Origin of the sequence: Buchnera aphidicola (Aphis gossypii), assembly GCF_013394915.1 — a bacterium.
In the GTDB taxonomy this organism is placed as follows: Bacteria; Pseudomonadota; Gammaproteobacteria; order Enterobacterales; family Enterobacteriaceae; genus Buchnera; species Buchnera aphidicola_AZ.
The window spans coordinates 535,829-550,158 of sequence record NZ_CP056771.1; the positions used below are offsets into that span (position 1 = coordinate 535,829).

A 14,330-nucleotide genomic window follows, 5' to 3' on the forward strand; every position below is an offset into this window, starting at 1 on the left:
TCATGAAATATGACGAATTTAAAATTATTTCTAATTTTTTCAATAAGTTTCAAAGAAAAGAAAAAAATCTCATTCAAGGAATCGGAGATGATTGTGCATTAATTAAAATACCAGAAAATAAAATTCTAGCAATTAGCACCGATACTTTAGTAGAAGGCACTCATTTTTTTAAAAATATAGATCCGAAACATTTAGCATATAAAACAATTGCTGTAAATCTGAGTGATCTAGCAGCTATGGGTGCGCTTCCTAAATGGGTCACATTATCTATTACTATGCCCAAAGTAAATTTTAAATGGTTAAAGCGTTTTAGTGACAATTTCTTTAAAATTTTAAATCAATATAAAATTACACTTATAGGTGGGGATACTAATCGTGGATCTTTAAGTGTTACATTAAGTGCTTATGGATTAATTGATGGAAAAAAAACATTACTAAGACAAAATGCCAAAGAAGGAGATTTTATATACGTTACAGGATCTCTTGGTGAAAGTGCAGCTGGTTTTTTTTTACTTCAAAAAAAAAAATATATTATCAATGTAAAAACACGAAACTTTTTAATTCAAAAACATCTTCATCCCACTCCAAGAATTTCTGAAGGTATAATAATAAAAAATTTTGCTAATTCAGCGATAGATATATCAGATGGATTAATCTCGGATTTAGGACACATACTAGAAAAAAGCCGATGCGGAGCTGATATTGAGTTAAATAAATTACCTATTTCTCATAATTTAATAAATAATTTTAAAAAAAATAATTGTTTTGATTGGGCATTATCTTTTGGAGAAGACTATGAATTATGTTTTACAATTTCTGAAAGAAATATTAAAAAATTAAACTTAGCTATTAAACAAAATCTAATTAAATGTAAACATATTGGATATATTACTAAAAGACAAAAAGGTTTTAATTTAACAAAAAATAAAAAAAAATTTGATTTTAAAAAAATAGGTTTTAATCATTTTAATTGAAAATAATTTTTAAAAAATTTAAAAAAATATGAAAAATATATTTTATATGAAAAGAGCAATACAACTTAGTAAATTAGGAGAATTTACAACTACTCCAAATCCAAATGTTGGCTGTGTAATTGTTAATCAAAATTGCATTGTTGGAGAAGGATGGCATAAAAAATATGGAAGCCATCACGCCGAAGTAAATGCATTAAATATGGCAGGAGAAAAAGCAAAAGGAGGAACTGCATACATTACATTAGAACCATGCAACCATTTTGGACAAACCCCTCCTTGCTGCGATGCACTAATTAATTCTGGGATAAAAAATGTAATAATTTCAAATTTAGATCCTAACCCAAAAGTATCCGGAAAAGGAGTTATATATCTTAGGAAAAATAATATTTCTGTAGAAATAGGATTACTGTCGAAAGAATCTAAAAAATATAATCAAGGTTTTTTTAAACGCATGAAAACTGGTTTTCCATGAATTCAAGTTAAATTAGCGATGTCATTAGATGGAAGAATTGCGATGAAAAATGGTGAAAGTAAATGGATTACTTCTAAAGATTCACGTCAAGATGTACAAAGATTTCGGGCAAAAAGCTCAGCAATTTTAAGTAGCAGTAAAACTATTTTACATGATAATGCTCAACTAACTGTCCGAAAAGAAGAATTTAACAAAAAAACATTATTTAAATTTCCTGAAGAAGATTTTAATCATCCAATAAGAGTAATTATAGATAGTAAAAACAGAATGCGAAAATCGCATCCAATAATGAACACAAAGGAAAAAATTTTACTAATAAGATTAAAACCAGATAATGAAATTTGGCCAAAAAACATAGAACAAATTATAATGAAACCATATCAAAACAAGATCAATATTATATCTACATTAAAATTCCTAGGAAATTTAGAAATTAATAATTTATGGGTAGAAGCTGGTGGAAATTTATCTGGTTCTTTATTAAAAATGAAATTAATAGACGAAATTATTATATATATTGCACCTAAAATATTAGGACATGAAGCAAAACCATTATTTTTTTTAAAAAATAATTTAAAATTATTCGAATGCATTAAATTTAATTTTCTAGATTTCAAAAAAATAGGTCAAGATATAAGATTAATATTAAAACCTCAAGAATAAAACCAGGTAAACTTTATGATAAATCGATATTTTAGGAGAAAAGCTCGTGCCTGTGCTTTACAAATGCTGTATTCCTGGGAAATTTCTAAAAACAATATTAAAGATAATATAACAGAATTTTTAAAAGAAAAAAATAAAAGAAATATTGACTTAGAATATTTTTATAATTTAATTTTCGGAATAACTCAAAACTGCGTAAAAATAGATAATTTAATGAAACCGTATTTATCTCGTTCACTCAAAAAATTAGGGCAAATAGAAAAAGCAATCCTTAGAATTTCATTCTATGAACTATATAATAGAAATGATATACCTTATAAAGTCTCTATCAACGAAGGTATTGAGCTAGCTAAATTATTTGGATCAGAAGATAGTCATAAATTTATTAATGGAGTTTTAGATAAGGCTGCATTAAAAATTTTAAAGAAAAAAAAATAATATTTTTAATTTTTAAAATCTTGAGTGAAAAAACATACATTTAAAATATATCTGTATCTTAATATGATGAAACCCAAGAAAAAATTTTTTTTTCAATTCCTTCAGCATCTAATTCATAACTATGTCTAATTTCTTTTAGACTACCTTGCGAAATAAACGCATCTGGTAATCCAATATTTAATACTGGAACTAAAATTTTTTTCAACATGATAAATTCATTAACTGAACTACCTGCCCCACCGGAAACAATTCCTTCTTCAATAGTAACTAAAAATTGACATTGAGAAGATAATTTTATAATCATTTTTTTATCTAATGGTTTAACAAATCGCATATCAACTAAAGTTGCATTTAAATTATTTGCTACTGACATAGCGTATTTTAATAAAGTACCAAAATTTAAAATAGCTATTTTATTACCTAACCTCTTCAAAACAGATTTACCTAGTGGTATCATATGCATTGGCATTAACGGTTCACCGATTCCTTTTCCTTTAGGATACCTTACAACAGTAGGACCTTTTTTATACATATATGCAGTATATAGCATTTGTTTACATTCGTTTTCGTTACTTGGAGTCATAATTACAAGATTAGGGATACATCTTAAATAAGCTAAATCAAATACACCTTGATGTGTTGGTCCATCATTTGCTACTATTCCACCTCTATCAATAGCAAATAGAACAGATAATTTTTGTAATGCAACGTCATGTATAATTTGATCATAAGAACGTTGTAAAAAAGTAGAATATATTGAAACAACTGGATGGTATCCTGCAGCAGCTAAACCAGCCGCAAAAGTAACTGCATGCTGCTCAGCAATAGCAACATCAAAGTATTGATTAGGAAATAAACGAGAAAAATTAGACATACCCGAACCTTCGCACATAGCTGGTGTGATACCTATTAATTTCTTATCAATATGTGCTATTTCACATAACCAAGAGCCAAATACTTCCGAATAAGTTGGAATATTATTAGCAGAGGAAGAAGTTTTTTTTGAAAATGTATGCCACTTAATAGGGTTTAGTTCTGCAGGAAGATAACCTTTTCCTTTTTTTGTAATTATATGAAATAAATAGGTACCTTTCTTATTTTTTATATCTTTTAAAAAATGGATTAAATTAAAAATGTCATGCCCGTCGCAAGGCCCTAAATACTGAAAAGATAAATTTTCAAAAAATGAATTTTTTAATGTATCATTACATTTAACATTTTTTAGGACTTTTAAATGTTTATTTAATGCACCTACATTTTTAGAGATAGACATATTATTATCATTTAATATCACTAGTAAATCAGATTTTATTTCACCTGCATGATTCATAGCTTCGAACGACATACCAGCAGTTATTGCTCCATCACCAATAACACAAATAGTTTTTCTATTTTTTCCTTCTTTTTGAGCTGCAATAGATAAACCTAATCCCGCGCTAATTGAAGTAGAAGAATGACCCATACCAAATGGATCATATTGACTTTCTCTGCGAAAAGGAAATGGATGTAAACCATTTTTTTTTCGAATACTATCCATATTTTTCGCTCTTCCGGTTAAAATTTTATGAGGATAAGATTGATGACCTATGTCCCATAGCAAATTATCAAACGGTGTGTTATACACATAGTGCAAAGCAACTGTAATTTCAACTACACCTAATCCAGATGCACAGTGGCCTTCAGTGAAAAAAATTACATCTAACAAATATTTTCTCAACTCAAAACATAATTGAGGTAGTTTTTTAATTGATAAGCATCGTAAATTTTTAACTGAATTAGCTAGAGACAAAATTGGATATTTTTTAATATCAAAATTCATTATGAACTCATTGTTAAATTTATTTTGAACGTTGAATTATAAAATCCGTTAATAATTCTAATTTATTGATAATAAAAGATTTTTTTTCAAAAATTTTTAAAATAGATAACGCTTCTTGATATAATATTTTTATTTTTTTTTTAGATTTTTCTATTCCAATTAAATTTGGATATGTATTATATATATTTTTATTATTTTTTAATTCTTTAGTATCATTTTTAAAATCAAAAATATCATCTTGAATTTGAAAAGCTAAACCGATACAAATAGAAAAACGATCTAATAACGAAAGAATTTTTTTAGAAAAAAAATTTGAAGATAAATATGGCATTCGAATAGACGATCTAATTAAAAATGCAGTTTTATACAAATTAATTTTATCCAGTTCACAAACGTTTAATTCTTTTGTATCTTTTTCTAAATCTAGTGCTTGTCCGATACACATACCAGTAGACCCAATAGAATAAGATAATTCAGAAATAATTTTTATTCGCTTCTTATTAGAAACACCAGGCATAATATATGTAGATAAAACATTAAATGCTAAACTTTGTAATGCATCTCCGGAAAGTATAGCAAAACTTTCGCCAAATTTGACATGGCAAGAAACGTTTCCTCTTCGAAAAGCATCATTATCAATGGACGGTAAATCATCATGAATTAAAGAATACGAATGAATTAATTCAATAGCTATAGATATCGCATCTAACGTAATGATGTTTACTTTAAACATCTCCCCAAAGATATAAACTAGACATGCACGTAATCTCTTGCCGCCTATTAGAGATGCATATTTCATAGATTTTATAAGAATCGAATTTTGATCAGGTAAAGTATTAAACATATCAAGCAATTGTTTATTTATACGACTTTTATAAAAATCATAAAAATTAAAAAAATTCACATTCAAATACCTATTAGGTCAAAAATTACGTAAAAAATTTTATCAATTATACTATATAAATATTATTTTCTACAAAAACAATTAAAAACAAACCATAAAAAAACTAAAAAAACTTCACATAAAAAAATTTGTGAAATATTTAAAAAAGTATATAACCATCCACTTAAAATACCACCTAAAGATATTCCTAAATATTGACTAGTAGAATAAATACTCATCACACTGCCTTTATACAGATTTCCTTCATGATCGCTGATAGATACTTTTTGACTTAAAAATGAAGGAAGAAATACTTCCAATATATTAAAAGCAATAAAAAATATCTGTAAAGATAATATTAAATATATTAAATGATTATGTAAGAATAAAAAAAATAACGATGATAAAAAAATTAAAAAAACACATATTTCAATAATATTATTTAAATAAGAACAAAACTTGTTATAAAAAATTAAAAAATATAAAACAAAAAAAGAAAAAACTATTGTAATTAAGTAAACAATCCAATGATAATTTAATATAAGACCGGATATCTCTAATTGATGAGGTATAATTAAAAAATGCATTGTTAATAAAAAATGTAAAAAAAGTATACTCAAATAAAACCTACAAAAACTTTTGTTAAATAAATATTTAATGTCTTTAAAAGAAAAAAAATGTATTTTTTTTCGTGATTTATATTTTTGATAATTTTTATTCTGATTAGAAGGTACTACAAAAGAAACAATTAAAATACAAATAATTGAAAATATAGAAGAAAACCAAAAGATAAAAGAAAAATTAAATTTTTTGATAATTAACGAACCAAAAAGAATCGAAATTAAAAAAGAAACAGCAAAACTTACACCTATAGCAGAAATAGATTTAATACGATTCTCTTTTCTTATTAAATCAGATAATAATGCCATAGAAACACCGGAAATAGCTCCAGAACCTTGTATTGCTCTTCCAATTATTAATCCCCAAATAGAATTTGCATTTGCAGCTATAATACTACCAATGAAAAAAATGAAAAGACCGAATATAATTATTTTTTTTCTACTAAATTTATCAGATAGAAAGCCAAATGGAATTTGACATATCATTTGAGCAACAGCATAAATACTAACAGATAATCCAATTAAAAACTTATTTCCACCATTCAAACATAATCCATACTTACTTAATGTTGGAAGAATAGAAAATACACCTAACATGCGCAATAAGAAAATAACACAAAAACTTAATGTGACTTGTAATTCAAAAAAATTCATTTTATAATTTTTCATCTTAAACTCAACATTTTAAAAAAAATTTTATATTATAAAAAATTATGTTATTAATAAAAAGCACTAAAAATCATCTAAATTACGAAACAGTAGAAAAAGATTTAGAAGGATATCTAAAAAATAATCAAGATTGGAATATTTACTTAGCAGAAGAAATTGCAAAAAAAGAAAAAATTAAACTTACAGATAATCATTGGGAAATAATATATTTTATAAGAAAATTTTATTTTCAATATAATATTACACCGTCTATGCGAATGCTAATACATGGAGTTAAAAAGGAATCAGATAAAAAAATTAATAGCATTTATTTATTTAAATTATTTCCTAAAGGTCCCGCAAAACAGGCTAGTAAAATAGCTGGAATACCGAAACCTTCAAAATGCTTATAAAAATATTAAAGTTTAGAATCGACTGCAATCAAAAAATTGAAAAACACTACTACTATAATAGATAAAAAAAATATTTTCCTAGAAAATTTTAAATTATTTTTTTCTTTTATATTTAGATAAGATATATATAACCAATAAAAATTTAAAATAGAAACTAGACAAAGAAAAAAATAACTTAAATAACCTAAAAAAGTTAACATAAAATTAGATATGGTAAAGCACATTATATAGTAAAAAATATGTTTTTTTGTTTTTAAAACACCTCTTTCTATAGAAAAAAGACGCAAATTTGCATGTTTATAATCTTCTATATAAATAATAGAAATAGCATAAAAATGAGACATTTGCCAAAATATAAATATAAAAAATAAAAAAACAGAGAATAAATCAATAGAATTATTAACAGCAGTGTAGCCAACTAAAGATGGAATAGATCCAGAAAAACTTCCAATAAAAGTAGAATATATTGATGTTCTTTTTAAGAACGTATAAATAAAAACATAAATAATAAATCCAATTATTGATAAAAACATTGATAAAAAATTTACTAAAGCACCTAATATAAAAATACCTAGTATACCTATAAAAATTCCAAAAATATAAGCTGATATAGGTTGAATTAATTTTTTCACCAAAGCTCTATTTTTTGTCCTGAACATTTTAGAATCTATTTTTATATCAATCAAATTGTTAAAAACACAACTAGATGCAATAATTAAAGATACCCCTAAAATAGTAGATAAAAATAAAAAAAAATTAAAAGAAAAACGTGATGAAAACAAAAAACTACCTATAATTAAAACTATATTACCCAAAATGATACGAGGTTTTGTAATCTCTAAATAATGTTTAAGCATATGAGAATAAGTATATTATAAAATGATCTTTACACCATAGTATGGTGCTGTAAATTAAACATAATCCAAATAGATCCAGAAATAACAATAAACATAATAATCAGAACAAATAACAAAGATATTAAATACCAATAATTTTTTGAAGTGTTATTTAAATGTAAAAAGTATACAAAATGTACGATAATCTGAAAAAAAGCACACAATAAAATAATTAATCGGTTAATTTCATAAGAAAAAATATGATTTTTCTCAATAAAAAATGGAATTATAGTTAAAAATATAGACAATAAAAAACCAAATATATAAGATTGTACTTTTTCGTTAAAATAACACTTTAACTCAAAATATTTACGCATTAAATTACCCCATTTAAATAAATAAAAGTAAAAATACAAACCCATATGATATCTAAAAAATGCCAAAATAAACTGAAACACAATATTCGAATTTTAATAGTATCAGTTAAACCTAACTTAGAAATCTGATAAACAATTGATAATATTAAAATCAAACCAAATAAAATATGAATACCATGCATACCTAAAATCGTGAAAAAAATAGAAAAAAAAGCATGTCTGTTTGGCGTATAATTTTCTATAAATAAATTACGAAACTCATTTATTTCCATAAAAAGAAAAATTCCACCTAAAAAAAAAGTAATTATCAAGTAAAAATAAATTATTTTGATATTTTTTTTATTTTGCTTTATAGTCAACATAGCACATGTTAATGAACTTATTAATAAGATGCACGTTTCAACAAAAACAGAAGATAAATTAAAGATTCTATGATTAAAAAAATTTTCAGGTAAATTTTCAAAAATAATTGCATATACAGCAAATAAAACAGCAAACATAATGCAATCACTCATTAAATATATCCATAATCCAAACAATTTATTACTTTTTAAAGTATATTCTTGTTTATTAAATAAAGAACATGATATTTGATTTTGTATTTTTTTTATCATTTTAAACCTACTTTATTGGTACTTGAAGGTAATTGATTTTCTATTTTTTTAATTTCTTCTATAGAAACTATATACTCGTTATCTTCGCTGATGCTTTTTATAATTAAACTTAAAATCATAACAAAAAAGGATAATAGACATAACCAAGAAATATGCCAAACAGCGGAAAAACCAAATATTAAAGATAAAAATCCAATAAAAAAACCTAATTTTGTATTCTTCGGCATATGAATTTCATGATAATTAACATTTTTTATAATTTTATTTTGTTTTTTTGTTTCCCAAAAATCATCTTTGTTTTTAACATGAGGGATAATAGCAAAATTATAAAAAGGCGCAGGAGAAGAAGTAGACCATTCTAAAGTTCTACCATCCCATGGATCACCACTAATATCTAAATTATAATGACGATTTTTTATTGAAATAAAAAATTGTACTATTTGACAAATTATACCTATACCAATAAGCAAGGCCCCAATAGCTGCAATACATAATAATAAATGAAATTCTGAATCAATGTTTTGACTTAAACGACGAGTCATACCCATAAAACCTAAAAAATATAAAGGCATAAAAGCTGTAAAAAAACCTATAATCCAAAACCAAAACGCACGTTTTCCCCAGGTTTCATTTAGAACAAAACCAAATAATTTCGGAAACCAATAATTAATGCCAGCAAAACAACCAAAAACAACACCACCAATGATTACATTGTGAAAATGAGCCACTAAAAATACACTATTATGTAAGATAAAATCAGCTGGGGGTATAGATAACAATACGCCAGTCATTCCACCAATAGAAAAAGTTAATAAAAATCCGATCGTCCATAGCATGGATGAATGCATATAAACACGACCTTGATACATAGTGAACAACCAATTAAAAATTTTTACTCCAGTAGGAATGGCTATAATCATAGTAGTAATTCCAAAGAAAGCATTTACGTTTGAACCTGCTCCCATAGTAAAGAAGTGATGCAACCAAACAATAAAGGATAAAATAGTAATAGCTAAAGTAGCCCATACCAAAGAAACATACCCAAATAAACGCTTTTTCGAAAAAGTAGCCACTACTTCCGAAAATATACCAAATACTGGAAGAACTAAAATATAGACTTCTGGATGTCCCCAAATCCATATTAAATTCACATACATCATAGCATTTCCACCAAGATCGTTAGTAAAAAAATGAAAATTAAAGTAACGATCTAACGTTAACAATAAAAGAGTTACAGTTAATACAGGAAAAGATATTATAATTAATATATTTGTACACAAAGAAGTCCAAGTAAACACAGGCATTTTAAAAAAATTCATCCCAGGTGCTCTCATTTTTAGAATAGTTACTAAAAAATTAATTCCTGTTAAAGTCGTTCCAATTCCAGAAATTTGAAGACTCCAAATCCAATAATCTACTCCAACTCCAGGACTATACTTAATACCAGATAACGGTGGATAAGCTAACCATCCAGTTTGCGCAAATTCACCTACACCTAAAGAAATAGTTAATAAAACAGCACTACTTACATTTAACCAAAAACTCAAACTATTCAAAAAAGGAAAAGCTATATCACGAGCCCCAATTTGCAATGGAACTACTAAATTCATTAATCCGATAACAAGAGGCATAGCCACAAAAAAAATCATTATAACACCATGTGCTGTAAATATTTGATCATAATGATGTGCAGGCAAAAAACTATGATTTCCTGAAGACGAAATAACTTGTTGAGTACGCATTAATATTGCATCTATAAATCCTCTAAATAACATAACAAAAGCTAATATTCCATACATAATAGCTATTTTTTTATGATCAACAGTGGTGAACCATTCAAACCATAAATATTTCCATTTTTTGTAATAAGTAATACCTGCCATCAAAGACAATCCAATTAATATAATAAAAGCATAAGTCACCATTATAATAGGTTCATTATATGGGATTGCGTTTAATGTGAGTTTCCCAAACATATTTTACTTCCCCTGAAATCATAAAAGAATTATGTTTATATTTATATTTATATTTATTAAAAATTTATTTCAAAAACTAATAAAACATTTTGTCAAATAGCGTCTTATTAACGTTAGAAAAATACTCTACATAATGATTTTCATTAGGAAAAGACACTTTTTTAAACATTTTTATAGTATTTAATTTTTTTGGTGAGTTTTTTATTTTATTAATCCAACTTAAAAAAATTTTTTTATTTGGTAATGATATTACGGTAAATTTCATATTAGAAAAACCTTTACCACTATAATTTGAAGATATACCTTTATATTTTCCTGAATCGTTAGAAATTAAATTTAATTTTGTTACCATTCCAGGCATAGCATATATTTGACTGCCAAGAGAGGGAATAAAAAAAGAATTCATAACAGAATTAGAGGTTATATTAAAAATAACTGGTGTATTTACAGGAAATGCTATTTCATTAATACTTGCTATATTGTAATCTGGATAAATAAACAACCATCTCCAATCTAATGCAATAACATTTATCTTTATAGGCTTATGTTTAGATACTATAGATTTTTTAGGATCCAATATATAGCAATAATTCCATGTTAAATATGCTAAAAAAGAAATTATTAAAACAGGTATAATCCAAACTATTGTTTCTATTGTTTTAGATTCAGAACAATCTGGTTTGTATACTTGATTTGAATTAGAAGCTCGATATTTCACTGAAAAGTATATTGTCATCAAAAATACAGGAACAACAACAAACAACATCATTATAAATGATATTAAAATTAATGAATGTTCTTGTTGAGCAATTTTTCCGTGTGAAGTTAATAGCATATTATTACAACCATTTAGCATAAAAATAATGGAAATTAACAATAGCATCTTCAATTTATTAAAACTTGCATATATCATTTTAGAAAACCTCAAATTTAATATTTCAAAAAACTATTAATTTTTGAAATAATTGAATTATTTATCAAAAATTGATAAAATTTAAAATAAAAAATATGTTTTTATAAAGAATTTTATTATTTAAATAAAATTAATTATTTAAAAATTATTTTAAAATAATTTTATAAAATCTCATATAAAAAAATTGTTATAACTATTTTGTATTAATCAATCAGGATATAAAATTAATTTTATGTGTTTAGAAAAAATAAAAAATTATTTAATATTAAAAATGAATGTAAGCAAGATTGAAATTTATAATGATAGCAAGTTTCATAAACACAACAAAAATATTCTTACACATCTAAAAATAATTATTGTTAGCGATGACTTTAACAAAGAAAAAAAGATTAATAGACATCGTTTTATATTTGAAAAATTAAACGAAATATATAAAAAAAATATATATTCAATTACATTGTATACTTATACTTTACATGAATGGAAATTGAAAAAAAATCAAGAAAATAGCTCTTTACCATGCTTTCGAAAAATGCAATGAAAATTATAATTAATATAAAAATCATTTTATTTTTTAGATAAATTCTAAAAAGTTTAATTTTTACAAAAAATATAAATAAAAATCAAAAACTTTATACAATATCTAAAATCAACTAATAAATAATAGTTTAAGTGTAAGGTAATAAGATGAAATTTCTTCTAGAAAAAACGAAAGATGCAGGTCATCGTGTTACAATAAATATCCCCAAAATAATAATAGACAATGCTGTTTTTCAAGAATTTTCTAAAATAAATCAAAATACTAAAGTTAATGGTTTTAGAAAAGGAAAGGTTCCTATTAAAATAATAGAGCAAAAATATGGAAACAACGTTTATTATGATGTATTTAATAAATTAATGCAAAAATTTTTTTTTGAATTTTTAAACAAAGAAAAAGTGAATATTATTGGCTATCCTAAATATTATATAAGCCAGAAAGAAGATAAAAATAAAAATTTTAATTACTCTGTCACTTATGAAGTTTACCCTAAAGTAAAAATAAAAAAAATAAGTTCGCTTCAAGTAGAAAAAATTATTGTCAATCTCACTGATGAAGACATAAGAAATTATATAGAAAAAAAAACAATCATTTGGCGTGAAGTTAATAGAGCTATTAAAATTAATGATCGAGTAACAATTAGTTATTCAACTTATGAGAATAATAGAAAAATAGATCAATTTAATGATCAAAAAATTCAGTTTGTTGTTTTTAGAAATAATTTGTTAAATGAACTAAATAATATAATAATTCATCATTATGTTAATGATATTATTTTTTTAAAAATATTTTTTTCTCCATTACATCCAGAAAATAAACTTAAAAATAGAGATATAACATTCAAAATTAAGATAACAAAAATTGAAGAAGAAGAAATAAAAATAGATAAAAATATTCAAAATGCTAAATTTTTTAAATTAAATTTTCAATCTATAAAAAATAAGATAATTCAAGATATAAATCAATTCACTCAAAATCATCTGAAAAATCAAATTATATATAAAATAATAAAAAATAATCCTATTGAAATACCTCCTATTCTATTACAAGAAGAAACAAAAAATTTACATAAAAAAATTTTAGAAGAATATAAAATTAAAACAGGAAATATTTTAGATAAAAAATATCATATTAATCTTGAATTGCAAGCTAAGAGAAGATTATCTGCTAAATTAATTCTGGAAAAAATTATTAATGATAATAAAATTTTAGTTGATGAAAATAAAATAGAATTAAAAATAAAGAAAATATCTGAAAAATATAAAAAACCATTGGAAATTATTAGCCTGTATAATAAAAATAAAATATTAAAAAAAGCAATACAAGATTTAGAATTAGAAAAAGAAGCTATAAAATTTTTAAAAGAAAAAATTAAAATTATAGAAAAAAAATATGCTTTTAATGAATTTATAAATTACAACTTAAATTGTTCAGAAGAATTATACTTTTAAAAAATGCTTAAATTATAAAAAATTTAATATTTTAATTTTTATCAAGAGAAAACTAAAAAATGTCTAATTCAATATTAATTCCGATGGTAGTTGAGCAGCATTCAAGAGGAGAGCGTTCATATGATATATATTCAAGATTATTAAAAGAACGTATAATTTTTATGAGTGGTAATATAGAAGATAATATGGCAAATACTATCGTAGCTCAGATGCTTTTTTTAGAGGCTGAAAATCCAGAAAAGGATATATTCTTGTATATTAACTCGCCAGGCGGGATTATTACTTCAGGAATGTCTATTTATGACACTATGCAATTTATTAATCCAGATGTAAGAACTATTTGCATCGGACAGGCATCTTCAATGGCTGCTTTTTTACTCGCATCCGGTACTAAGGGAAAAAGATCTTCTTTGCTCAACTCTAGAATCATGATTCATCAACCATTAGGTGGATTTCAAGGACAAGCATCAGATATTGCTATTCATGCAAAAGAAATAATAAGAATGAAAAAAAAATTAAATCAATTATTTTCTTTTCATACCGGTCAACCTATTAAGAAAATAAATAAAGATACAGAAAGAGATTGCTTTTTATCAGCTTATGAATCTATGCAATATGGATTAATTGACTTAGTCTTAACTAAACGAAAATAAAAATTTTTTATAAAATGTTCTTTTTATTAAAAAAATAAAATA

At 24.3% G+C, this 14,330-nt stretch carries 14 protein-coding genes and 1 pseudogene; 7 read left to right on the forward strand and 8 right to left on the reverse strand.

Features of this window, described 5'->3' with window-relative positions:
• The first annotated feature begins 2 nt into the window (after positions 1–2).
• The 3 genes and pseudogenes from thiL to nusB all read left to right on the forward strand — a co-directional run bounded on the left by thiL (position 3) and on the right by nusB (position 2,547).
• Complete coding sequence (thiL, locus tag HU701_RS02515) at positions 3–974, forward strand: thiamine-phosphate kinase (RefSeq protein WP_178919360.1); 972 nt, start codon at positions 3–5, stop codon at positions 972–974.
• Positions 975–1,020: 46 nt separating this feature from the next.
• Positions 1,021–2,109, forward strand: a pseudogene (gene ribD, locus HU701_RS03115) (bifunctional diaminohydroxyphosphoribosylaminopyrimidine deaminase/5-amino-6-(5-phosphoribosylamino)uracil reductase RibD).
• A gap of 15 nt (positions 2,110–2,124) precedes the next feature.
• Positions 2,125–2,547, forward strand: a complete 423-nt coding sequence (gene nusB, locus HU701_RS02530; protein ID WP_178919364.1) for a transcription antitermination factor NusB — start codon at positions 2,125–2,127, stop codon at positions 2,545–2,547.
• A gap of 58 nt (positions 2,548–2,605) precedes the next feature.
• Here the strand turns inward: nusB and dxs are convergent, their stop codons facing one another.
• From dxs to HU701_RS02545, 3 genes are all read right to left on the reverse strand, one after another.
• A complete protein-coding gene (gene dxs, locus HU701_RS02535) occupies positions 2,606–4,366 on the reverse strand; it encodes a 1-deoxy-D-xylulose-5-phosphate synthase (protein ID WP_178919366.1) in 1,761 nt (586 codons plus the stop codon).
• A 19-nt stretch (positions 4,367–4,385) separates the two neighbouring features.
• The gene (locus HU701_RS02540; RefSeq protein ID WP_178919368.1) at positions 4,386–5,270 is read right to left on the reverse strand and encodes a polyprenyl synthetase family protein; all 885 of its coding nucleotides are present in this window, start codon (positions 5,268–5,270) and stop codon (positions 4,386–4,388) included.
• A gap of 62 nt (positions 5,271–5,332) precedes the next feature.
• Positions 5,333–6,538: an MFS transporter gene (locus HU701_RS02545; protein WP_256868546.1), complete on the reverse strand. Its 1,206-nt coding sequence runs from the start codon at positions 6,536–6,538 to the stop codon at positions 5,333–5,335.
• Between the two features lie 44 nt (positions 6,539–6,582).
• Here HU701_RS02545 and HU701_RS02550 point away from each other — a divergent pair, with 44 nt between their 5' ends.
• Positions 6,583–6,930: a TusE/DsrC/DsvC family sulfur relay protein gene (locus tag HU701_RS02550; protein WP_158346650.1), complete on the forward strand. Its 348-nt coding sequence runs from the start codon at positions 6,583–6,585 to the stop codon at positions 6,928–6,930.
• Positions 6,931–6,935: 5 nt separating this feature from the next.
• On the opposite strand, the gene cyoE is transcribed toward HU701_RS02550, so the two are convergent.
• From cyoE to cyoA, 5 genes are all read right to left on the reverse strand, one after another.
• Positions 6,936–7,787 (reverse strand): heme o synthase, encoded by an 852-nt coding sequence (gene cyoE, locus HU701_RS02555; RefSeq protein WP_158346652.1) that lies wholly within the window; start codon positions 7,785–7,787, stop codon positions 6,936–6,938.
• A gap of 29 nt (positions 7,788–7,816) precedes the next feature.
• On the reverse strand, positions 7,817–8,188 hold the full coding sequence (gene cyoD / locus HU701_RS02560) for a cytochrome o ubiquinol oxidase subunit IV (protein ID WP_306294809.1): 372 nt from the start codon (positions 8,186–8,188) through the stop codon (positions 7,817–7,819).
• Positions 8,143–8,757, reverse strand: a complete 615-nt coding sequence (cyoC, locus tag HU701_RS02565) for a cytochrome o ubiquinol oxidase subunit III (RefSeq protein ID WP_158346656.1) — start codon at positions 8,755–8,757, stop codon at positions 8,143–8,145. The genes cyoD and cyoC overlap by 46 nt, the downstream gene beginning before the upstream one ends.
• A complete protein-coding gene (gene cyoB / locus HU701_RS02570; protein WP_158346658.1) occupies positions 8,754–10,733 on the reverse strand; it encodes a cytochrome o ubiquinol oxidase subunit I in 1,980 nt (659 codons plus the stop codon). Before cyoB ends, cyoC begins: the two co-directional genes overlap by 4 nt.
• A 76-nt stretch (positions 10,734–10,809) precedes the next feature.
• The gene (gene cyoA, locus HU701_RS02575; protein ID WP_178919517.1) at positions 10,810–11,622 is read right to left on the reverse strand and encodes a ubiquinol oxidase subunit II; all 813 of its coding nucleotides are present in this window, start codon (positions 11,620–11,622) and stop codon (positions 10,810–10,812) included.
• Positions 11,623–11,878: 256 nt separating this feature from the next.
• Between cyoA and HU701_RS02580 the strand changes: the two genes are divergently transcribed.
• The 3 genes from HU701_RS02580 (at position 11,879) to clpP (ending at position 14,288) form a co-directional block, all read left to right on the forward strand.
• Complete coding sequence (locus tag HU701_RS02580) at positions 11,879–12,187, forward strand: BolA family protein (protein WP_178919370.1); 309 nt, start codon at positions 11,879–11,881, stop codon at positions 12,185–12,187.
• A gap of 146 nt (positions 12,188–12,333) precedes the next feature.
• Complete coding sequence (gene tig / locus HU701_RS02585) at positions 12,334–13,635, forward strand: trigger factor (protein ID WP_178919372.1); 1,302 nt, start codon at positions 12,334–12,336, stop codon at positions 13,633–13,635.
• 59 nt (positions 13,636–13,694) lie between these two features.
• Positions 13,695–14,288: an ATP-dependent Clp endopeptidase proteolytic subunit ClpP gene (gene clpP / locus HU701_RS02590; protein ID WP_158346666.1), complete on the forward strand. Its 594-nt coding sequence runs from the start codon at positions 13,695–13,697 to the stop codon at positions 14,286–14,288.
• Positions 14,289–14,330 lie beyond the last annotated feature (42 nt).